The organism is Vibrio misgurnus, from assembly GCF_029635775.1.
Lineage (GTDB): Bacteria > Pseudomonadota > Gammaproteobacteria > Enterobacterales > Vibrionaceae > Vibrio > Vibrio chanodichtyis.
On sequence record NZ_CP113242.1, the window covers coordinates 438,976 to 461,842 of the forward strand.

Below are 22,867 nucleotides of genomic sequence, written 5' to 3' on the forward strand. Positions count from 1 at the left end.
TATTAGAAGCGCGCGACACCGTATTCAGAGCTTTAGTGCATCGATTACCACTCTTAATGCGGGTGAGACATTACGATGAGGGTAATAAAGATACTGTCCTGCCAAACGGTGGCTATAAGATTTCAATACTTGGATTAAAGTACCGCGCTCTAATTCATCAGCCACTAACTCCTTCGGAACATACGCCAGCCCAAGCCCCATTTTTGCCGCTTCAGCTTCCATGTAACTATCAGAGAATACCCAGCTCTTCTGTGGCTGATGCTTGATGAGATTGCCCTGCTGCCACAATTCCCAGTGGTAAAGAGAGCCATCAGCAAACTGGTAAGCAATACAGGGATGGGCAGCCAGATCGGCCGGTGTATGCGGAAATCCGTAGTGTAAAAAATGCGCCGGAGTGGCGACTATTGCCATCTCCAAATCAGCGCTGATCCGTACGGCCACCATTCCCTCATCAACTTCATCTCCCAAACGAACCCCAGCATCAAAACGTTCATCGATGATGTTCACAAAACGGTTTTCACTGATCAGCTCTAGCTGAATATCTGGGTAACGTTGTCGAAAAATAGCCAGTTTAGGCAGTAACACCTTATCGATAGCGTGTTGACTGGCATTGATACGTACTGTACCAGAAGGGATGTCACGATAATGAGCCAGCGTAGCCAGACCGGTATCTAATGACTGGAAACCACTCTGAACCGAACGATATAACTGTTCACCCGCTTGGGTCAGTGACTGACTACGGGTAGTGCGCATCAACAATTGCACCCCTAACCGCGCTTCTAACTCACGAATCGTGCGACTGATCCCTGATTGAGCTAGCCCCAATCGAGCGGCCGCTTTGGTAAAACTGCCTTCGCGAGCAACCAGCATAAAAATGTGCAGATCATTATAGTTCTCACGGATTGTCATTTTTTACTCCACCATTGACTCACCAGCCTCTTAGTACCACGGGTTAAACGCCCAATTCAGAACAAATACGCATGAATGTTATCATGAAATGGCCTCTAATCATGACGAATTGTTCTAGCTAGAATAAATTGGATGGGTGAATGGATTAACTAACCCACCTTATCACTACCGTTCAAAACTCCGAATGCAAGGAACTTTTCCATGACTATTCTTCCACATAAGCTGACAGCTATCGCATCTCACCTACTGCTAGGAGCTGCATTAACCGGAATTTCAACCATGAGCAATGCCCAAACGGCCCCAGCCCCGACCGATCCCGTCTCTATGGTGAGCGAATGGGATAAAATCTTTGCCCAAAGCCCTCACGTTGAGCATCGTAAGGTCACCTTCAAAAATCGTTATGGCATCACGCTAGTTGCTGATCTTTACCTGCCCAAAAACCGTGGAGAAGGTAAATTGGCAGCGATTGCCCTTGGCGGTCCGTTTGGCGCAGTGAAAGAGCAATCCAGTGGTCTCTACGCACAAACTCTGGCAGAACGCGGTTTTATCACGCTGGCATTTGATGCCTCCTATACCGGAGAAAGTGGCGGTCAACCACGCAATGTCGCCTCACCAGATATTAATACGGAAGATTTTAGCGCTGCGGTTGATTTTCTTGGCCTGCAACCCGAAGTTGACCGTAATCGTATCGGTATTATAGGGATCTGTGGTTGGGGTGGCATGGCGCTCAATGCGGCAGCCGTAGACACACGAATCAAAGCTGTAGTAACCAGTACTATGTACGATATGACCCGTGTTATGTCTAAAGGCTATAACGACAGTATGCCCCTAGAACAACGCACCAAAATCCTGCAACAAATGAGTGAACAACGCTGGCAAGACGCGGAAAATGGTACGCCTGCCTATCAACCAGCCTACAACGCAAATCTTAAGGGTGATGAACCTCAATTTATGGTCGATTATCACAACTATTATATGACCAAACGCGGCTACCATCCGCGCTCAGTCAACTCAGGTAATGCTTGGACGCAAACCACGCCAATCTCATTTATGAATATGCCGATCATGAGCTATATCCAAGAGATTTCACCACGTCCGATCCTGCTGGTGCATGGTGAAAATGCTCACTCACGTTATTTCAGTGAGACCGCTTATGCCGCGGCAAGTCAACCCAAAGAACTCTACATCGTCAATGGTGCTAACCACGTCGATCTATATGACCAAGTAGATAAAATCCCATTTGGCAAGATTGAACAATTCTTTAAAACCAATCTTAAGTAACCATTAGTAACGCAGCGCACTCCGCGCTGCGTTGTTTGATGGCGAAAACACCACTAATTAGGACCGTTCTCATTCTGTCATCGACCTCAATAGTTTGACTATTTCAGCCAACTGATCCCGACTCTTAATGTTGTCCATTTAAGCGACAAAAGTTTGGCAATCAGAGCATGATTTGCGACATCATCAGCATGCAATCGGGTGATATCCCTCTCACTGATCAACGCGATTTCATGATCAGATTGCAAATTCTCTGCACACGAAATAATAACCGCCGATCATCAAGCATAATCAATCAGACACATAAAACCTGAGTTTAGAGACGGTAACTGACTTAACTTCTTATCTCGGAACAATGATCAAGCGCACATAAATTACGGTCAATGTGTACTCAATTTAAAAAACGTTAAAGTGGATCGGAAAACTCAGCTTGCATATTTTTCTAATCTGCTCAAAATGAAAATACTTAGTTCTAAAGTTTAAAAAATCAGTCACCTAATGTATGACTAGAGATGACTTTGAACTAAGAGGAATAATATTTGCATTGAATAATTCAGCTATCAACAAAGCTGTCAAAATTTTGTCTTTCCCACTTTTTGTGGCTAAACGTAAATGTGTTGCAGGGACCTATGATTAAACGCCGTATCCCAGCGCTATTGCTTGCGCTATTCCCTCTATGGGTATCTGCATCGGTGTACGCCGAGGAGGTCACTCAAGTTGACCCCGTTGTGGCTATCGATGAAAAATTGAGTAATAAACAGAACGAAATCAACGCAATTATCACCGACTACGAAGTAGAAAGTGCTAAGTTGCAACAGTTGAAAAATGAGCAAAGCCGATTGAAACGTGAAGGCGAAGAGTTAAACGCCAAGCGTAATCGGGCCAAGTCCGAGTTGGATAAGCAGTATACCCGTCTTCTCGAAGATCCCGACACCGACTTAGTCACCTTCCAAAAACGCTATCAAGAAGCTTGGAATACGCTAAAAGGTAACCAATCACAAAAGTTAGACAACGACCAAGCTGTCACTGAAATTGAGATGCGTCTATCGCAAATTAAGCAAAGACAAGCTCGTTTGAACACGGAGCTAACCAATTTGGAAGAGTCCAAAATTGAAGCACGTGTCAAGCGGTTAGCCACTGAATTACGTGAAAGTAATGTGTTGGAAACCAGCTTCAAAACCAGTTGCTCAACCAACATGACCTTAGGTGAATGTGCCAGTCAAGGACAGCATCTGACCAAACAGAAAGCGGTCAAGACCTTTCGTGATAAGCTGATCAGCAATTTAACCGAATCCGTGATCGCCAACCGCAATCTCAAAGGTGTTGAACTCAATATTCACATTCAAGAAAGTCAGATGATCCGCTCTGGTTTCGAAGGTAACAACGAATATTTCACGCTGATGCAAGCTCAACTGCAGGCCAAACCCGAAGCGATAGCCGCTTGTAAGCTGCTCAACGTTGAAACACGTTACTGCTTACAAGGAAAATCAGGGTCAACCGCACAGAAAAAGCAAGATAAACAGTGGGCAAATGTGACCATTCGTTCTGATCAATACAATGATTCAGTAACCATTAACGGCATCAACTATGGCAGTACACCGGTTGAATTAGTATTACCGGCTGGCCGCCATCAGGTGACGTTATCTAAAGAAGGTTATGAAACCTACAATCGTATGGTTACGGTCAGCGGTAATGATACGGTATGGGTCAAACTGAGACCGAATAAAGACAGTTAATGGTATAAAATATCCATAATTTTTTGCCGAGATTCACAAACTTGTCGATAAAACGCCATTTTGTCATTAAGTTATTGAAAGATGACTTCAGACAAAATGGCGTTTTCGTTTAGAATGCTCATAACTTAGACTTAATTTCCTAATTTGAAGTAGACACCACCATGCGACAAGGGATTCCCGCTCTATTATTAGCACTGTCACCTTACTTAGTGGCAGCCCCCGTGCTGGGAGAGGAAATCGCCTCTTCTGTGCTTGCGATTGATGATGCGCTGTTTAGCAAACATACCGAGCTGCAAAAGGCTAGCGATACGACCCAACTTCAGAAAACCGTTATCAATAACCAACAGTCTGAGTTGAATCGGTTGGATCAACAAGCTAAAGCCTTGCAAACCTTGCTTAACACAGCTAAAACCAATCTTGAGCGTGATTATCAAAAAATGATTGATGAACCTGATCTGGATATCAGTCCATCACAAAATGCGTATCAAGCCGCCTGGACGGAGGTCAAACAAAATCAAATTGTTCGCCTCGATGCCGAACAGAAACTGCAAGAAATGCAGAGTGTATTCGCTCAATACCAAGCTCAGCAGCAAACCATCGAACAGAGTATCGCTCAACTCCAGCAACAGAGAATGCGCGCACGGGTGGCGAGATTGCGTGAAGAGCTACAGCGTTCAGGTGAGCAAAAAATCGCGATTACCAATCTGTGTAGTGCAGAGATGACCCTTGCACAATGCAACAAACAAACCACCGACCTCGCTTTGCAAAAAGCGGTCAACCAATTCCAACTTTGGCTGATTGATCAAAGCAGTGAAACCAGCATCATCAAACCACAACTGCATAATGTATCGCTCAACATTCACCTACTCAAACACGCTGTGGTGGAGTCTGGTTTTTATGACGGTATGCAATTTAGAAGCCTCATCACTGCCCAGCTTGAAGCGCGCCCAGCCAAAAATGTCCCTTGCAAGCTGCTCAATATTGAATCGCAATACTGTTTTGACCCCGGTCAAGGCGAGGCGGAACAACAGCAAAAAGAAGTGGCTTGGATTAACTTATCGCTGCGTTCCAATCAACATGGCGATCGCGTGACTATTGATGGGGTTAATTACGGCAACACCCCTGTAGAAGTGATGCTACCGGCCGGTAACCATCGGATTAAAATTGAAAAAGAGGGATTTCGCACCTTCGAACAAGAAGTCACTATCACCTCAGATCATACTTTGCGGGTCAATTTGCATGAAAGATCCAACCCACTGCGTGCTGGGCATAAATTTGCCGATTCAGTAAAAGGCAAAGTTACGCCACCAGAAGTGATCACACTGCTGCCAGGACAATACCTGTTAGGAGAAAACGCCGCGCAACAATACCACCTTGATCATGCTTTCGCACTCAGCGCGACGCCAGTCACCGTGGCTCAGTTTGAAAACTTCATCAATCAGACCCAATACCAGACTGATGCCGAGCTGAAAAATCTCTGTATTGCAGTTAATCAATCCGAAGTGACTCCGATCGCAGACAGCAACTGGCGTACCCCTGGATTTCAACAAAACCCAAATGCTCCCGTCGTATGCGTTAGTCAAAATGATGCTAAAGCTTATGCCAACTGGCTCTCCAAGCAAACCGGATTCACCTATCGATTGCCGAGTGAAGAAGAGTGGGAAATTGCCGCACGGGCTGGCAGCAAAACCGATTATTGGTGGGGCAATCAATTTGGGGCAGGTAAAGCCAACACCGGCTGGGCTGGCACCACTTGGTCAAATCGCAGTACATCTCCGGTAAAAACCTTCTCGCCAAACTCATTAGGGTTTTACGATATGGTCGGCAATGTATGGGAATGGACCAATGATTCACGTGGCTTAGTCAAAGGTGGCGCGTGGAGCTTTTCACCGGAAATGGCGAAAGCTCATAGTCAACTTTTTGTTGGCCCCACCACCGCAGCTAACTATGTCGGTTTTCGTCTACTCCGTGAGTTGAAATAAGCGCTAACTGACCAACATACAAAGGGGGAATCATCCCCCTTTGTTGATTTTAGTTGATCATGCTTTGGTTATCTGGTCTTCGCCGACCTCAGCCATGGCACACCGCGGTACTATGGCGCCAGTCGATCCACCTGCCAGGTTTGATCTTGACGCGAATATAAGAAGCGATCGTGTAGTCGGTGTTCGCCTCCTTGCCAAAATTCAATGCTGTGCGGTTTGATCCGATACCCGCCCCAAAAACTAGGCACCGGAATTTCCCCATTGGCAAATTTCTGCTTAAGTTCAAGATATTTGCCTTCCAAAATACCACGGGCGGAAATTCGGCGACTTTGATGACTGGCAATCGCGGCAATCTGGCTCTCTTTCGGACGCGAAGTAAAATATTTGATGTTTTCTAATGTGGTTAGCTTTTCTGCTACCCCAGTAATATGCACTTGTCGTTCTAAAGGGTGCCAAGGAAAGTGAAGACTCACTTTACTATTTTGGGCAATATGCTCCGCTTTACGGCTGGCCAAATTGGTGTAAAACACAAACCCTGCATCATCGACATTTTTAAGTAGCACAATACGTTGAAATGGCTGGCCATTCTCATCCACCGTTGCCACCGTCATCGCCGTCGGATCGGATAAATTAGCCGCGATCGCCTGCTGTAGCCAATGATTAAACTGATCAATCGGGTTGGTCTGTAAATCTTTTCTTCTTAGCCCACCATGAATGTATTCACGACGAATATCTGAAAGATCCATTGCTGCTCCTCACTCATTTTTGCCCGATTGTGCGCTGATCCTACTGATAACTCAAGTGACCATCGATTGCATCAACCTGCTAGGTGACAACAAAAAAGTTCAAATTCACCAAAATTATTAACCTGTTAAATAGGCCTTTTGCTGTAGATAGCATATTCTTAACAATTATAAACACCAATAATAAAATCAACCGACTAAGCATACCGCATCCGGTTGCGGTCACGGCCCAATCCTGCATCCATTGTGAGTAGGCACGGCTGGTGAAACAGGAACCCATTATGAGCCATCACAGTTATCACAAGCTCAGCGACGAAGAACTCGATTATGTGGACGACAAGACGGCCGCATTACTACTGAATACTCCACGTAGTGCACAGATCATGCTATGGGTAATGGTGGCATTTTTCGTGTTGGCCCTGCTTTGGTCGGCGTGGGCAGAAATTGATCAAGTCACGGTCGGTCAAGGTAAAGTGGTCCCCTCTTCGCAAATTCAGGTCATTCAAAATTTAGAAGGTGGGCTCGTTAAACAAATTCTGGTGCATGAAGGTCAGCAAGTACAAAAAGGTCAGCAGTTAATCCTGATCGACGATACCCGTTTTCGTTCAGATTTTCGTGAACGTGAGCAGCAGGTCGCCAACTTAACGGCCACGGTATTACAGCTGTCCGCCTCACTCGCTAGTGTGATCCTTGATGAGGAAGTTGAAGAAAAAAATTGGGCCAATAGCGTGCGTTTGGATTATACCAAACTCACCTTCCCTAATGAGTTGAGTAGCTCAGAGCCAGAGCTGGTCGAGCGTCAACGTAACCAGTATCGACAAGATTTGGATAATTTACGCAACCAATTATCAGTCATTTCACAGCAAATTACCCAAAAACAACAAGATTTGATTGAAGCGCAAGCTCGTGTGACAAATTTGCGCCAAGGTTATGATTTTGCGAAAAAAGAACTGGAGATCACCGAGCCTCTCGCCAATGAAGGCGTAGTACCAAAAATCGAATTGCTCAAACTACAACGACAACTCAACGATACCCGGCGCGAATTAACCTCAACTGAACTCAAAATTCCAGTGCTTAAAGCCGCCGTTCGCGAAGCGATGCTCAGCCGCATCAATGCCGCACAAAAATTCCGCACCGAACAACAAGATAAACTCAATCAAGAACAAGATAAACTCTCAGCGCTTACCGAATCAACTGTCGGGCTGGAAGATAAAGTGAACCGTACCGTGGTCATATCACCAGTCACCGGCACGGTAAAAACCCTGTATGTGAATACGGTAGGCGGCGTCATTCAACCAGGCATGAATATTATTGAAATTGTGCCAACCGAAGATACCTTGTTGGTTGAAGCACAAATTGCACCGCAAGACATCGCTTTCCTGCGCCCACAATTGCCAGCGATTGTAAAATTTAGTGCTTACGATTTTACTCGCTACGGCGGTTTAGAAGGCACGTTAGAGCACATCAGTGCCGATACCACCCAAGATGAGAAAGGCAATAGTTTCTACCTTGTCCGTGTGCGTACGAAAGAAACCACTTTTGGTCACGATAAGAATTTGCCGATCATCCCTGGGATGACCGCCTCGGTCGATATTATTACTGGCAAAAGAACGGTACTAGCTTATCTGCTCAAGCCGATTTTAAGTGCGCAAAATAATGCACTAAGAGAATAATCGGCGCATGAAACATTGGATTGTTCTGTGGTTAGCGATTGGCGTCTCCTCATTCGCGGCGGAGCTTAATCCCCAAGAGCAGCAGTGGATCAATGCCGTGCAAGCCACTTACGGCCCTAGGGCGGGCTTGCGGGTAAAGACTTGGCGGCACGCCATCGCACAATGGGCAACGCTGTCAGAACAAGAACAATTACCCGCGGTCAACGCATTTTTTAACCAACTCAATTTCATTAATGATATTGAGCTGTGGGGAGTAAAAGATTACTGGGCAACTCCGCTAGAGTTTCTCGGCAGTAATGCCGGAGACTGTGAAGATTTCACAATTGCGAAGTATTTCTCACTGCTGGAACTCGGTGTATCGGATAAAAAACTGCGTCTCGTGTATGTTAAAGCGATAGAATTAAACCAATTTCATATGGTGTTGGCATATTATGCCACCCCAAGTTCGGAGCCGGTTATTTTGGATAACATCAATCCACAACTCAAACCGGCTTCAACTCGCCAAGACTTACTGCCAATTTACAGCTTTAATGGTAAGAGTTTGTGGCTAATGAAATCCCATCGCGGCCAATGGGCGGGCGATGCTTCCAGACTCAGTTTATGGAATGACTTAAGAGCCAGAGAACGCTCACTTAAATTGAATAAACCTCTAGTTAGCTATGATGAGTAGGCACTATGACGCTATACAAACAACTTGTCGCCGGGATGATCGCGGTGTTTATTTTGTTGTTGATTGCGGTTTTCAGCATCCAATTCAACACCACCCGTAACAGCCTTGAGCAACAACAACGCTCTGACGTCAATAATACCATCAATACCGTAGGCTTAGCTTTGGCTCCTTATTTACAACAAAAGGACACCGTTGCCGTCGAGTCGGTGATCAATGCACTGTTTGATGGCAGTAGCTATTCCGTGGTGAGATTGATCTTCCTTGATGATGGCCATGAGATCCTGCGCAGCTATCCGATTCAGCCAAATACCGTTCCGAGCTGGTTTACTCAACTGCCTTTATTTGCACCGATTCATGATCGGCGCGTGGTCACAAGCGGTTGGATGCAATTGGCGGAAGTCGAAATCGTTAGCCACCCGGGGCCAGCCTATGCCCAACTATGGGATGCTTTGCTCGACCTATGCACTGCTTTTGTTGCAATGTTAATGCTGGGGATGTTAGCGGTCGCTTGGCTATTAAAACGCGCTTTGCGACCACTACAACTGATCGTCAACAAGATGGAACTGGTCGCTAACAATCAATTTGGTGCACCGCTGCCGCGCCCTAACACACAAGATTTGATTTCAGTGGTTGACGGTATCAATAAGATGTCTGAACAGGTCGAAAGCGCCTTTAAATCTCAAGCCAAAGAGGCGCAGCAACTGCGTGAACGGGCTTATCTTGATCCGATTTCCCAATTAGGTAACCGCGCTTATTATATGAGTCAATTAAGCAATTGGCTGACCGAAAGTGGCGTGGGTGGCGTGGCTATTTTGCAAGCCGAGTTTATCCAAGAGTTGCATGAGACAAAAGGCTACCAAGCGAGTGATGACATGATACGAGAACTGGCCGATCGCCTGAAAAACTCGATCACCACCAAAGATATCTTACTGGCCCGCATCTCAACCTATGAGTTTGGGATCATCATGCCCAATATGGATCACAGTGAACTCAAAATTGTCGCCGATAGCATGATCAGCTGTATCGAAAACATTAATCCCGATCCCACTGGATTGGGTAAAACCCATCTTGCGCTGGGTGTCGTGGTCAGTAACAAGCGTCAATCGTCTAACACGCTATTACTCTCTTTATTGGATAATGCACTGGCGAAAGCGAAAGCGAACCCTGAATTGAAATATGGCTTCATTAATAGTGATACCGATAAAGTCATCTGGGGTAAACAGCAGTGGAAAACGCTGGTCGAAGAAGCGATGCATAACGATGGCTTCACGCTACGCTTGCAAGCCGCCAACAACAGTTGGGGACAAACCTTTCATCGCGAAGTGTTCTCTGCGTTTGAGAAAGATGGGGTGCGCTACCCAGCCAACCAATTCCTATTTGCGCTTGAACAGCTGCATATCAGTCACTTATTTGATCAATACATCATTGAAAAAGTGATCGCGGTACTAGAACAAGGCGAGCAGACTGAACCGTTAGCCATCAACATCGCTCAGGGCAGTCTCTCTCAAGCGAGTTTTATTCGCTGGATAAGCCAAATCCTCGCCAAACACCCAGCCATTGCCAGTTGGCTGCATTTCGAGATCCCTGAGAACTGTTTTATTCATCAGCCACATTACACGGCTCTATTTTGTCACGCAGTACGCAGCGCAGGGGCCGATTTTGGCGTCGATAACTACGGGCGTCACTTCCAGTCTCTGGACTATATCAATGAATTTCGCCCCAAATACGTCAAACTTGATTACCTTTTCACCCACCATTTGGATGATGAACGGCAAACCTTCACCCTAACCTCCATCTCCCGTACTGCACATAACTTAGGCATCACGACCATTGCATCACGGGTTGAAACCCAGACTCAGCTCGATTTTCTCTCAGAACATTTTATTGAAGTCTTTCAAGGCTTTATTGTTAATAAATAACCAAGGTCAAAGGCATGCAAGATACGTTACTCAATTCGCTGCTGTACGTAAGCCGTTATTATGGGCTAGCCAATTCGCCTGAAGCGCTGATCAATGGCCTACCGTTGACAGAAGGTCGACTCACGCCTTTTCTTTTTCCTCGTTCCGCAGAAAGAGCTGGGCTGATCGCGAAAGAAAACCGCGCCGCGTTAGAGGCCATCCCCCAATTAGTTTTTCCGGTAATCTTGCTGCTCAAAGGCGGTGAAGCTTGCGTACTCAACAGCATTAATCAAGCCACCCAAGAAGCGGAAATCGTCACCGCAGAATCGGGCATGGTGCCCGTCGCTTATTCAATAAGTGATCTCCAACAACGCTATATTGGCCGCTACTTTATGGTCAAAAAGCAGTTTCGTTTTGATGAACGTTCACCCGAAATACTCAAGTCGAATGAGGGTCATTGGTTCTGGAGTACCATTTATCAATCCAAACACATCTATCGAGATGTGTTGATTGCCTCGATCCTAATCAATCTATTTGCGATTGCCGCGCCGATGTTTTCACGCATTGTGTATGACAAAGTGATCCCCAACTTAGCCTTTGAAACTCTTTGGGTACTTTCCAGCGGAATTTTAGTGATCTTTCTGTTCGACTTTATCTTCAAAATGCTGCGCAATTACTTCATTGATGTAGCAGGCAAAAAATCTGACATCCTGATTTCTTCCAAGCTGTTTAGCAAAGTGATGGGCATTCGCATGGAGGCTCGTCCCCCTTCGGTGGGTGCTTTTGCTCGTCATTTGCAAGAATTTGAATCGATTCGCGAATTTTTTACCTCTGCCACCATCTCAGCGCTGATTGATTTGCCCTTTGCACTGCTGTTTTTGCTGTTGATCGGCTTAATGGCCGGACATCTGGTCTGGGTGCCAATTCTTGGTGTGCTGATGTTGGTGGTTTACTCACTACTGATGCAAGCCCGATTAAGACGCGCGATAGAAGAAGGTTCCAAGCTTGCCTCACAAAAATACGCCAATCTGATTGAAAGCTTAACTGGCTTAGAAACAGTGAAGCTGTTTGGCGCACAAGGACAGTTCCAATACCGCTGGGAAGAAGCGGTGGCACATATGGCCAACTGGAATATTAAAAGTCGTCGCATTACCGATAGCATTCAAAACACCGCAGGATTTATTCAGCAAGCGGCGAATATTGGTATGATCATTGTTGGGGTCTACCTGATTTCCAATGGTGACTTAACCATGGGCGGATTGATTGCCGCCACCATGCTCAGTGGTCGAGCCACCGGCCCACTGGTACAACTTTCGCTGCTTTCGACGCGCTACAACCAAGCCAAATCATCGATGACCATCATTGAGCAGATAATGGCAATGCCGGATGAGCAAGAGCAAGGTAAACGTTATATTCATCGCCCAATCATTCAAGGCAAAATTGAACTCGATCGCGTCACATTTCATTACCCCAATTCCCCTATCGCTTCCGTACGTGACCTCAGCCTAACCATCAATCCGGGAGAAAAAGTCGCGATTATTGGTCGAATTGGCTCCGGCAAAACCACTCTTGAGCGGCTGATCATGGGACTTTATAAACCAACGGAAGGCCATGTGCGCATCGATGATACCAATATTGCCCAACTGCACCATATCGATATTCGGCGCAATATTGGTTGTGTACCACAAGACAGCGTCCTGTTTTACGGCTCGATCCGCGACAATATTACCCTCGGTCGCCCACTCGCTGATGATCGTGAGGTGATGGATGCCGCCAACCGAGCTGGGGTCACAGTATTTACTCAACAAGATCCCGCCGGTCTAGAGCGCCAAGTTGGCGAAGGCGGTATGCTGCTCTCGGGTGGCCAACGGCAAACCGTTTCGATTGCACGAGCCCTACTCGGCCGACCACCGGTGCTACTGATGGATGAACCAACCAGCGCGATGGACAACCGCTCAGAAATGCACATTAAACAGCAACTCAGCCAATTAAAGCCGAGCGAAACGCTGATCCTGATCACCCATAAAACCTCGATGCTGGATGTGGTCGATCGCGTAATTGTGATGGAAAAAGGGGGAATTATTGCTGATGGTCCAAAGCATGAAGTGCTTAACGAGCTACGCCAAGGAAATGTGCGGGTGGTGTAATAATGGAAGCGGAGTAAGCAACGGTTCGCTGCGATAGTGTCAGATCATCACGCGGGAAACGACGCCCAGCGAAAATTAGCGTTCAACCGCACACCTCGCGAGGCGAGATTAAATACCGATATCTTCCGCCTCTAAGCGTGACGATAATTTAATCTCGCGCTGATTAAAGCTAAAAATCGAGGCGCCATGCTCACGTTTGGTCAATACTTTCTCATCACCAAATTGAATGGTGACATGGGTAAAGGTTTTATTTTTCGCTTCTACCGTGTTTTCCTGTAACTGCCGATCAAACTCTTCATTTAGCGTATCTAATGCGAGTTTAATTTTTTCCATCTGACTGGCCGCTTGCGCTTTACTCTGTTCGAGCTGTTGTGTTTCTTCATCGCTACGCTCATTTTTAGGGCGTTTTTTCAGCTCGATTTCACGCCGAACCAACGCCATCGTGGTATCTTGCGCTTGTTTGTACAGCTCTTTATGTTGGTTGAGCCGATCTTTATAGTTTTGGTAGCGAGCAAACGCCTCAACATGTGTCGCGGTATCACCCTCAACCCCAAGATTAAAACACAAGATTTTACCACCCACTTTCGCGCTACCGGCACTTAATGTGCCTTGAGTCATTTTGCGGTCGAGCACGGTTAAATCATTACCACAGCGGATAATATTACCAATACTATGCACGCTGATATGAATTGAATCTGCCGCTTGCAGCTCGACATATTGTGCGTAATTGGCGCGAATGTTGGCCCCCGCTTTGACAATACAACTGCGCTCACTATCATCGGTGACCATACGCCCAATAATACCTTTACCAACCTCAATATCACCTTGTGCCTGAACATTGGCCGACTCAATAAAACCGCCCACTTTGATCGAGCCCGTTGCACGCACAATCATGCCTGGCTCAATATCACCGGCAATCATGATATTCCCTTTAAAACGGATATGCCCGGTCGCCACACTGACGTGGTTTAAGCAAAGCGCACTATCAACTTCAATGGTATTTTTTTTGATCAGCGGCATTCCCGCTTGACTGGCAAGTAACAGATTAGGATCGGTCGGCGAGATATGTGTCCCTTTGCCAGCCACCAGCGGGAACTCTTTGCCTGGCTGAGGTTGAATCAATTTACCTTGAACTGTGTAGCCTATTTCGCCTTGAGTCGCGGGTAAACGGCGCATCACCGGATCGTTTTCACTCACCGTGATGGTGGCACCAAGATTGCGCATATCCAGTTTGTTTTCACCCGCTTTTTGCTGGGGGCGCAAAATACGCTTAGCCACATCTTCCACTAAAGGCACAAATTGACTATCACGACCTTGGATTGGCGCTTTGCCTCGCGCCACAGGTTGAATAAATTCATCACCCGGCGCTAATTGGTTGCTGACCAATAACACTTTTTTTAGCGCCAGTTTGTTAATGCCTTTCAGCACTTTAGCTTGCGCTAGAGCATGTACTAACTCATTACCACGCAAACCGCGACCGCCGTATGCTCCTGTCACCTGCATGCTGGCCAACATATCATTTTCGCCCAGCACCACACGCACCGTTGCATTACGTACTTCTGCAATCACTACCCCTTCAAAAGCGGTACCTTGGGCTTGTTTAGCGGCATTGATAAACCGAGTGACCGCCTCCTCACATACAAACAGTTTTCCGGCCGCGATTTGGGCTAAAGCCACTGGCAATTCACTACGGTCAAACTCTTTTGCCATTGATTGCGCCGCCAATTTGGCGACGATTTGTTTGCGATCGGGCGTGAATTCCAGAATATCTTTCCACATAACACTTATCTTTTACAGCAGCGGACCTTCATGCTTTAAGTGTATAAGAAGAAAGCCGATCTCCAAACTGTCCAGCCTGCAAAGTCAGGCTTAGGTCACTATGTCACTCCCTCTCGGTGACTTAAATCGAAAGAAAAACACCGTCCGATCTGGCACCTAGCGAAGATCAAAGATTACCCGATCACGGATTGCCAAGCCGGCTAGGTTTGCTGTCATCCCCATCCGCCATGCCATCGATTGCCCGCAAATAATTTCCGATGACCAACAGGTTTATATAGACATGATTTTTATTCTCATGTTTAATTGTTATGTTATAACATTTTATTTGATTGAGGATATTTGCATGAAGATACTGAGGTTGCTCAGTCTAATGTTACTGCTAGGCGGAGTAGGATTATGGTTTACCCACCATGATTCAGGCTCAACAACGCTGGAACTCTCCGGCCCTTTTGAGTTCAACAGTCAAGATTTGGTTAAAGATGGCTACCTATTTTCACGCCTACAAGTGGTGGAAGCTTTAGTCGGTATCAATCAAAACTCGCAACCTTATCCTTTGCTAGCCACCCGTTGGAGCGTCAGTGAGGATGGCTTAGTCTGGCGTTTTGATGTGCGCCCAGCGGTACGATTTCATGATGGCAGCTTACTTTCTGCCTCTGCGGTCGCCACCTCCCTGAACCATGCACTGAATAAACCCGGCATCATTCAGCAAGCGCCGATCAAAACTATCCGCGCGCAAGATGATCAGCTGATTATTGAGTTAAATAACGTATATCGCCCGCTGCCTGCGATGCTGGCTCACTACTCATTAGCGATCGCGGCAGCGAGCTCTTATGATGCCAGCGGCAACATCATTCAACTTGCCGGTACTGGGCCTTATCAAATTGCCCAGTTACAAGTACCGCATAAAGCCAGCGTGACTCGCTTTACCGATTATTGGGGCCAGCCTGCCAGTATCGAGCACGTCAACTACTTAACTGGGCACCGCTCAGAAAGCCGAGCGTTATTAGCCCAAACAGGGCAAGCGGATCTGGTCTACAGCCTCGATCCGATCAGCATCCCAGCGCTGCAACAGAGCAAAAATCTCGATCTTCATATTGAATCGATGCCGCGTACGGTGCTGATCAAGCTCAATAATCAACATCCCCTGATCAATCACGCGGAGGTACGGCAAGCGATCAGTTTAGCCATTGATCGTCAAGGTATTGCGCAATCGGTACTGAAATTGCCCGGTTCAGAGGCATACCAATTATTCTCGCCCGCTCTGCAAGCGTGGCATTTAACGCAGCACGCCCCACCGCAGCGTGATCTGGTCCGTGCACAAGCGCTGCTGGCCAAGCAAGGTTGGACGCTAAATCCGCAAGGTTTACTCGAACGAGGGGGGCAATTATTTGAAATTCAGCTGCTGACTTACGCCGATCGACCAGAGCTGCCTCTGATTGCCACGGCACTGCAAGCACAGCTCAAAGAGGTGGGCATTCAAGTCAATATTTCGGTGGATAATTCAAGCGCGATCCCGGCTAAACACCATGATGGCAGCTTACAAATGGCGCTGATTGCACGCAATTTCGGCATCATCGCCGATCCCTTGCCTTTACTGCTGAACGATTTTGCGACCCACCAAGGTTCAGATTGGGGGCCAACCAATTGGTCATCTGCACAATTTAGCCAATTGCTGACTGAACTGACCATCGAGCCAGATAACACACGCTACCAACAGTTGGTGACACAAGCGGCCCAATTGCTGGCTGACGAGATGCCACTTATCCCCGTCACTGATTATCGTGAGATTGTTGCGGTGAATAAACGTGTGCGTGGTTTCTCTTTCGATCCCTTTGAAATTAACTACCGCGTCGCACAGATGAGTTTCCATGACTAAAATACTTTTACACCGTTTTTACCAAGCCCTGTTGGTGGCTTGGTCCGTAGGTACTCTCACATTTATCTTAATGCGCTTGATCCCTGGCGATGTGGCTTATCGAATCGCCGCCGGACGTTATGGCTACGATTATGTCAATGCCCAAGCGGCATTAGCGGTACACAGTGAGCTAGGCTTAGATCGCTCGGCATGGCAACTTTATTTACAGTGGTTATGGGATTTACTGCATCTCAATTTGGGGAATTCGTTGATCAGTAATCAGCCGGTCATCGATGCGCTGACTCATAACATCGGCCATAGTTTGCTACTGGCTGGAGCGGCAACACTGATTTCGCTGCTGATCGCGATCCCGATTGGCGTGTATTGTGGTAAACGCACTCAGCAATGGGCGGATCATTTCGCCCTGCTGATCTCGATTATTATTAAAGCGCAGCCGATTTTCTTGATCGGCTTAGGGCTAGTGATCTTATTCGCTTTACAGCTCAATTGGTTACCTGTGGCAGGTTTTGGTCAGCCCAAGTTTCTGGTTTTGCCAGCGCTCGCTTTAGCTTTGGGGATGGCGGCGATGTCGAGTCGCATCATCCGCAACTCAACCGCCCAAGTACTGCGCTCCCCTTACTATGCTTTTGCGCGTTTAAAAGGCTTAGATCCGCAGCAAGCTTTTCAGCGCCATGCACAGCGTAATATCGCACTGCCGGTGATCGCCTTTGTCGGCATTCAAGCGGTGAGTTTAGTCGAAGGCATTGTGATGATTGAATCGCTGTTCTCTTGGCCGGGGGTCGGCCATGCCTTATCTCATGCAATTTTTCAGCGTGATATTCCTATGATCCAAGGCTGTGCTCTGTTGATGGGATTACTGTTTGTCGCACTCAATACCTTGGTCGATTTAACCCAATATGCGTTAGATCCGCGCTTACATTTCCACCATTCACTCGCAGAGGCCAAAAAATGAAGCTTCACCTATCAAAATCACAATGGCTTGGCCTTGGACTACTGCTACTTCTGCTCAGTTTGGTGTGTATTGAACAGCTCGTTTACCAGGGCGACCCGGCCAAACAAGATTTGCAGCAAGCTTTGGCTACGCCCACTTGGCAAGAGCCATTGGGCACCGATCATTATGGGCGCAGTAATTTTGCCCGTTTAAGCTCGGCGATCACCACCTCACTCAGCATGGCGATCGCCTGTGTGGTGAGCTCTGCTTCACTCGGCTTAATCGCTGGCATCATCGCGGCATGGAAAGGCGGCTGGTGGGACAGAAGCTTTGCTTGGTTGCTCAATGTGCTGCTGGCCATGCCCGGCTTAATTTTGGTATTGCTGTTTGGGGCCATTTTGCCCGGCTCTTTTTTCATGCTCTATCTCGCCATCGCGTTAATGCTGTGGGTCGAATATTTCCGGGTGGTACGCAGTAAAACCTTAACTTTATTACAGCAGCCACAAATCCAAGCCTCACGCTTGTATGGTTTCAACGCTTGGTATTTATTTCGCCGTCATCTGTGGCCAGAACTGCGTGAAGATCTCTTTACTCTGGGCTGCTTTGGCGCTGGTAATGCCATTTTAGCGCTCGCTTCGATCGGCTTTCTTTACGTTGGGCTTAAGCCGCCACAAGCCGAATTAGGCATGATGATGGTCGAACTGTTTCGCTATTATCACCAAGCACCTTGGGTGCTGGCACAACCGATTGTGGTGGTGTTTATTTTGGTTTTAAGTTTTCAACTGCTGGCAAAAGGAAAAATCTCGTGACGGCGCTTCTCTCTGTACAACAGCTTTCCATCACTCATCGGCAAGCGACGTTAGTCGAAAGCTTATCGTTTGATTTATACCACCATCAAGCGCTAACGATTTTAGGTGAAACGGGATCGGGTAAAAGTTTGCTCGCCAATGCCATCATCGGCAATCTACCGGCCGAGCTCAACGGCCAAGGTCAGATCCGGTTATTTGATCAATATCAGCATCAGCGTACACCAGCACAACGTGAAGCGCTATGGGGTAAACAACTGGCGGTACTGCCGCAAGAGCCTTGGCACGCGTTAAATCCGATCATGCCCGCTGGCGAACAAGTTTCAGAAGTGCATCAACTGGTGATGGGCAATCGAACCAGCCATGAAAAACTAACCGCCGAGGCTTTTCAACACGTTGAATTAGAGGGCGATCAGCGTAAATACCCTCATCAGCTTTCCGGTGGTATGGCGCAGCGAGTCGCCTATTTATGTGCCACCCAGACCGCAGCGCCGATTCTGATCGCCGATGAACCGACCAAAGGCTTAGATGCCAGCCGCCGCGATCAAATCATCGCTCTGCTACAAGCGCAGTTGACCCATGGCGCGTTACTTACCATTACCCATGATATCGAAGTGGCAGAAAAACTGGGCGGGACGATCATGGTAATGCGTAAAGGGGTGATCCAAGAACAAGGGCCTGCACATCAAGTATTAAACCATCCGCAATCGGATTACACCAAAGCATTGATTAATGCCGACCCAAGACACTGGCCAAACACGCGATTGACACCAGTTGGCGAACCCTTGCTGAGGGTCGAAAAGCTTGCTATGCAGCGCGGGGATAAACGCTTATTTGATTCACTCAACTTCACTCTGCATGCGGGGGAGATTCTTGGGATTAGTGGCGACAGCGGTTGTGGAAAATCCACCCTTGCCGACCTATTACTTGGGCTCTTCAAACCCAGCGAAGGCGCGGTACATCGCTTAGCCTCAATCCCTACTGGCAAAGCGCTCAAACTGTATCAAGATCCGCCGAGTGCCGTCACCAAAAGTGTTAGCTTACGCACCTTATTGGATGATGTTTGCCAACGCCATCGAGTCGATGACAGCCAAATTCCGTACTTATTGCAGCGCTTAAAACTGTCGCCTGATTTGTTATCCCGTAAGGCCGATCAAGTATCTGGCGGTGAGTTACAACGCTTTAATATTTTGCGTGCGTTGCTCGCTGAGCCGAAAATATTGGTCGCCGATGAACCGACCTCACGACTTGATCCGATCACCGCGGCCAGCACCTTGCAGTTGATTGTCGAATTAACCCAAGAGATTGGTTGTGCTTTGGTTCTGATCAGCCACGAACCAGTAGCACTGGAGAAAAATTGCCATCGGGTGATCACCTTGTAAGCCATATCACCGTGTAAACCATATCATCCGCTAGACCATACCACGCTTCAACACCAACGCCCTTGATCGAGCCCGACGCTTGATCAAGGGTGTTGGATTTGTGGTTTACACTGTAAATGCTGACCTTCAGCAAAACGCACCACAAACTGATTACGCCCTTCAGCTCGTGGCAACAGTATCACTTGCCCATGATGCGCCGCAGCAATATCGCGGCAAATCGACATCCCAAGCCCGGCACCATCGCCTTTTGGTGGGTTGGCCCGATAAAAGTTTTCAAACATTTTGTCACGGGTCACATCATCGATGGGCGGCCCGCTGTCGCTAACCGCAACTTCTATTACCTCCTGTTGCTGAGAGAGTAATACCTCAATCTGGCTAGCTGGACCCGAATAGCGGATCGCGTTGTCGAGCAGGTTTTTAAACAACACTGCGAGTAACAGTTCATCGCCCCATACCCAGAGCGTGGTTCCACTAAAACTGAGTTGTTGCTGCTGTTTAAATGCCATCGGAGCTAAGTCACTCATTACTTGCTTAATCACTCGACTTAAATCAACCGGCTGTTTGACCAAGTTAGTGCTACTTTCCACTTTAGCCAGCATCAATAGTTGCTGGATCAATCTATCCGTGCGTTGAATGCCTTTTAAAATACGCTGTAAATCCTGCTTAAGTTGCTCAGGGCTCGTGCTGGATAACGCATTTTCCGCATTCAGTTTCAGCACCGTTAATGGAGTTTTCAGCTCATGAGCCGCCATACGGGTGAAACGCTGCTCTCGCTGCCAAGCTAACTCTAATTCACCGAGCAGTTGATTGAGGGTTTCAACTAAAGGGGTGAGTTCGAGCGTTGGCTGCTCAACATAAATTCGGTCCAGTTTATGCACACTGCGCAGTGCCAACGCCGATTTGAGATCTTGAATCGGCTGAAAACTACGCTCAATCAGCAGCATGAGTACGCCAATTAAGCAAACAACTAGCATCAGTTGTGGCAGTGCTGTCGACAAGGCAATCTGATTTATCGCTTCATCACGAATACTCTGTTTTTCTGCAACTAAAACATACGCTTTACTGTGATCTTCAATCGGATGGCTCAGTTGAAAAGAGCGCCAGCGAGTCCCCTCTAACCAAAGGTCGGCAAACCCTATCGAATCACGCCCTTTACTCAAAGCCGGCAAATTAATATCGGAGCTAAACAATAGCTGGCCATCACGATAAAACTGAAACAGCAGGTATTGCTCATAAGGATGACCAAACAGGGTGGCAGTATCGTCATCGGCTTTAGCTAAGCGCTGAATATGCAGCATCCATAAATCAAAATATTCACGCTGCTGATGATCAAGCAATGGACTGGCGGGATCTGCGGTGGCCATCAGCAGTAACTTAGCCGATTGTCCAAGACTGGCATCATATACCTCTGCGACTTCATGCCGAGCATTGAAATAGCTCAAACAGAGCGAAACCAGCATCAGCCCAAGACTCATCAACACTGATGTCAAGGTAAGGCGGCGTTTAATTGAAAATACGCGTTTATTTTTCAATCATATACCCCACACCACGCAGGTTTTTAATCACATGTTCTGGTAATTTTTTACGCAGATTATGGATGTGCACTTCCACAACGTTATCGCTGCTGGCTTCATCCCATCCATGTAACGCCTGTTGCAACTGCTCCTTGCTCAGCACTCGCCCAGCTTGGGTAATTAAGCTGGCTAAAATTTTATATTCATTGCGGGTTAATTTTAGCGCCTGCTGCGCATAGTAAATCTCTTGCTTGGAGAGCGACAGACTAAGCCCAGCAACTGAGATCAACGCTTCCGCGTTGCCAGTGCTGCGGCGAATGATCACCCGTAAACGGGCGAGCAACTCTTCCAACGCAAAAGGCTTACCGATGTACTCATCGGCACCACTATCTAAGCCTTTGACTCGGTCGCGAATATCATCACGAGCAGTGAGGATCATCACCGGCAATGTGTAACCCGCACGCCGGATCTGGCGCAGCACGTCTAAGCCATCCATATCCGGCAGGGTGAGATCCAATATAACGGCAATGAATTGCTCAGTTTTCAAGGTGCTGGCGACACCAGCTCCGCGCACTAGCCAATCCACGGTATACCCTTGGCGACTTAACGCAGCTTGCATCGATTCGCCGAGTAGCGTGTCATCTTCCACCAATAATAAACGCATAGGTTATTTTAGGCTGACTAACATTATTTTAGACTGGCTAACAGCTGCGCAATTTCTTGTTGGCGACCCGCATCAGCCACCGCTCGATTAGGTCTCGCGGGGGCTTGCTGTGCTTGTTGCAGATAACGTTTAGCTTCTGCTTCACGCCCCTGCTGGATTAGAAAATCGCCGTAAAAATAGTTAGCATCAATTCCGGTAGGATTAATCGCCAACGCTTGCTTTAATAATTGTTCCGCCTGATCGGTATCCCCAAATGATAGCGGCCAGCCCGGCACTTTATAGTACAAAATACCTAAACTGGTGAAAGCCGAACCGTCTAAAGTATTGGGAGCTTGTTCAATCACCTGTTCTAATAAGCTTTTGGCTTCTTTGACTAACGATAGTGCGCCAAGCCCACTGCTAACGCCAGCCAATGAGGATTGATTGATCGCCAGCCACACTTTCAGCTCCGGATTATTACTGTCGTGAGTCAGCGCTAATTGAGTCTCGGCGATGGTTTGTTCATAACAGCTAACTTGCTGATCGATACTAGGGGTTTGATATCGACATTTGGCCCAATCGGCCTGCACTTGCTCTAACGGTGTCATGGCATACGCACTACTGAGCGGCCCGAACAGCAGCGTGAGACTTATCCATTTGCTTATCGTTTTCATCACTCGATCTCCTGTAACTATGCTATCCCCTTCCGACTTGCAGCGGCAGCGGTGTTGGCGAGGTTGATTCACCCCAATCACATCGTTTGTCTATGCTCATGGGAACTCACTCACTTGCCGCCTACCTGCAACTCCAATTGGTTTGGCTATATAGATGTTGAATATGGGACTTTAAACATCGCGCTTTGAGCTCCGCACTCCAAAACAAGCTACTTAAAGCTTAGAT

Annotated in this window: 17 protein-coding genes; 11 read left to right on the forward strand and 6 right to left on the reverse strand. The window is 47.4% G+C overall.

Translation table 11 applies throughout. From position 1 onward, the window contains the following. Positions 1–24 precede the first annotated feature (24 nt). Positions 25–909, reverse strand: a complete 885-nt coding sequence (locus OOK74_RS13775; RefSeq protein WP_274721641.1) for a LysR family transcriptional regulator — start codon at positions 907–909, stop codon at positions 25–27. Between the two features lie 201 nt (positions 910–1,110). Here OOK74_RS13775 and OOK74_RS13780 point away from each other — a divergent pair, with 201 nt between their 5' ends. The 3 genes from OOK74_RS13780 (at position 1,111) to OOK74_RS13790 (ending at position 5,905) form a co-directional block, all read left to right on the forward strand. Then, positions 1,111–2,190 carry an alpha/beta hydrolase gene (locus OOK74_RS13780; RefSeq protein ID WP_278183313.1) on the forward strand — a complete coding sequence of 360 codons (1,080 nt, stop codon included), beginning with the start codon at positions 1,111–1,113 and terminating at the stop codon, positions 2,188–2,190. A 626-nt stretch (positions 2,191–2,816) separates the two neighbouring features. Beyond that, complete coding sequence (locus OOK74_RS13785) at positions 2,817–3,923, forward strand: PEGA domain-containing protein (protein ID WP_278183314.1); 1,107 nt, start codon at positions 2,817–2,819, stop codon at positions 3,921–3,923. A 161-nt stretch (positions 3,924–4,084) separates the two neighbouring features. After that, positions 4,085–5,905 (forward strand): SUMF1/EgtB/PvdO family nonheme iron enzyme, encoded by a 1,821-nt coding sequence (locus OOK74_RS13790; RefSeq protein ID WP_274721643.1) that lies wholly within the window; start codon positions 4,085–4,087, stop codon positions 5,903–5,905. A 110-nt stretch (positions 5,906–6,015) separates the two neighbouring features. On the opposite strand, the gene pdxH is transcribed toward OOK74_RS13790, so the two are convergent. Next, positions 6,016–6,651, reverse strand: a complete 636-nt coding sequence (pdxH, locus tag OOK74_RS13795) for a pyridoxamine 5'-phosphate oxidase (RefSeq protein WP_166015199.1) — start codon at positions 6,649–6,651, stop codon at positions 6,016–6,018. Between the two features lie 278 nt (positions 6,652–6,929). Here pdxH and OOK74_RS13800 point away from each other — a divergent pair, with 278 nt between their 5' ends. The 4 genes from OOK74_RS13800 to OOK74_RS13815 are packed head-to-tail and all read left to right on the forward strand — an operon-like array spanning position 6,930 to position 13,036. Beyond that, entirely contained in the window at positions 6,930–8,321 is a 1,392-nt protein-coding gene (locus OOK74_RS13800) for an HlyD family type I secretion periplasmic adaptor subunit (protein WP_278183315.1), read from the forward strand. A 7-nt stretch (positions 8,322–8,328) separates the two neighbouring features. Then, positions 8,329–8,991, forward strand: coding sequence for a transglutaminase-like cysteine peptidase (locus tag OOK74_RS13805; protein ID WP_278183316.1), 663 nt, complete (start codon positions 8,329–8,331; stop codon positions 8,989–8,991). Positions 8,992–8,996: 5 nt separating this feature from the next. Then, the gene (locus tag OOK74_RS13810) at positions 8,997–10,910 is read left to right on the forward strand and encodes a bifunctional diguanylate cyclase/phosphodiesterase (RefSeq protein ID WP_278183317.1); all 1,914 of its coding nucleotides are present in this window, start codon (positions 8,997–8,999) and stop codon (positions 10,908–10,910) included. A gap of 14 nt (positions 10,911–10,924) precedes the next feature. Beyond that, complete coding sequence (locus OOK74_RS13815; protein ID WP_278183318.1) at positions 10,925–13,036, forward strand: type I secretion system permease/ATPase; 2,112 nt, start codon at positions 10,925–10,927, stop codon at positions 13,034–13,036. A gap of 108 nt (positions 13,037–13,144) precedes the next feature. Here the strand turns inward: OOK74_RS13815 and OOK74_RS13820 are convergent, their stop codons facing one another. Then, the gene (locus tag OOK74_RS13820; protein ID WP_277206395.1) at positions 13,145–14,815 is read right to left on the reverse strand and encodes a flagellar assembly protein A; all 1,671 of its coding nucleotides are present in this window, start codon (positions 14,813–14,815) and stop codon (positions 13,145–13,147) included. Positions 14,816–15,158: 343 nt separating this feature from the next. Between OOK74_RS13820 and OOK74_RS13825 the strand changes: the two genes are divergently transcribed. The 4 genes from OOK74_RS13825 to OOK74_RS13840 are packed head-to-tail and all read left to right on the forward strand — an operon-like array spanning position 15,159 to position 19,810. After that, positions 15,159–16,691: an ABC transporter substrate-binding protein gene (locus OOK74_RS13825; protein WP_277206396.1), complete on the forward strand. Its 1,533-nt coding sequence runs from the start codon at positions 15,159–15,161 to the stop codon at positions 16,689–16,691. Continuing rightward, positions 16,684–17,643, forward strand: coding sequence for an ABC transporter permease (locus tag OOK74_RS13830; RefSeq protein WP_278183319.1), 960 nt, complete (start codon positions 16,684–16,686; stop codon positions 17,641–17,643). Before OOK74_RS13825 ends, OOK74_RS13830 begins: the two co-directional genes overlap by 8 nt. After that, positions 17,640–18,431 (forward strand): ABC transporter permease, encoded by a 792-nt coding sequence (locus OOK74_RS13835; RefSeq protein WP_278183320.1) that lies wholly within the window; start codon positions 17,640–17,642, stop codon positions 18,429–18,431. The genes OOK74_RS13830 and OOK74_RS13835 overlap by 4 nt, the downstream gene beginning before the upstream one ends. Continuing rightward, positions 18,428–19,810 carry an ABC transporter ATP-binding protein gene (locus tag OOK74_RS13840; RefSeq protein ID WP_278183321.1) on the forward strand — a complete coding sequence of 461 codons (1,383 nt, stop codon included), beginning with the start codon at positions 18,428–18,430 and terminating at the stop codon, positions 19,808–19,810. Before OOK74_RS13835 ends, OOK74_RS13840 begins: the two co-directional genes overlap by 4 nt. An 83-nt stretch (positions 19,811–19,893) precedes the next feature. On the opposite strand, the gene OOK74_RS13845 is transcribed toward OOK74_RS13840, so the two are convergent. The 3 genes from OOK74_RS13845 to OOK74_RS13855 all read right to left on the reverse strand — a co-directional run bounded on the left by OOK74_RS13845 (position 19,894) and on the right by OOK74_RS13855 (position 22,641). After that, entirely contained in the window at positions 19,894–21,270 is a 1,377-nt protein-coding gene (locus OOK74_RS13845) for a sensor histidine kinase (RefSeq protein ID WP_278183611.1), read from the reverse strand. A 61-nt stretch (positions 21,271–21,331) separates the two neighbouring features. Continuing rightward, positions 21,332–21,988 carry a response regulator gene (locus tag OOK74_RS13850; RefSeq protein ID WP_278183322.1) on the reverse strand — a complete coding sequence of 219 codons (657 nt, stop codon included), beginning with the start codon at positions 21,986–21,988 and terminating at the stop codon, positions 21,332–21,334. 23 nt (positions 21,989–22,011) lie between these two features. Beyond that, the gene (locus tag OOK74_RS13855) at positions 22,012–22,641 is read right to left on the reverse strand and encodes a tetratricopeptide repeat protein (RefSeq protein WP_278183323.1); all 630 of its coding nucleotides are present in this window, start codon (positions 22,639–22,641) and stop codon (positions 22,012–22,014) included. Positions 22,642–22,867 lie beyond the last annotated feature (226 nt).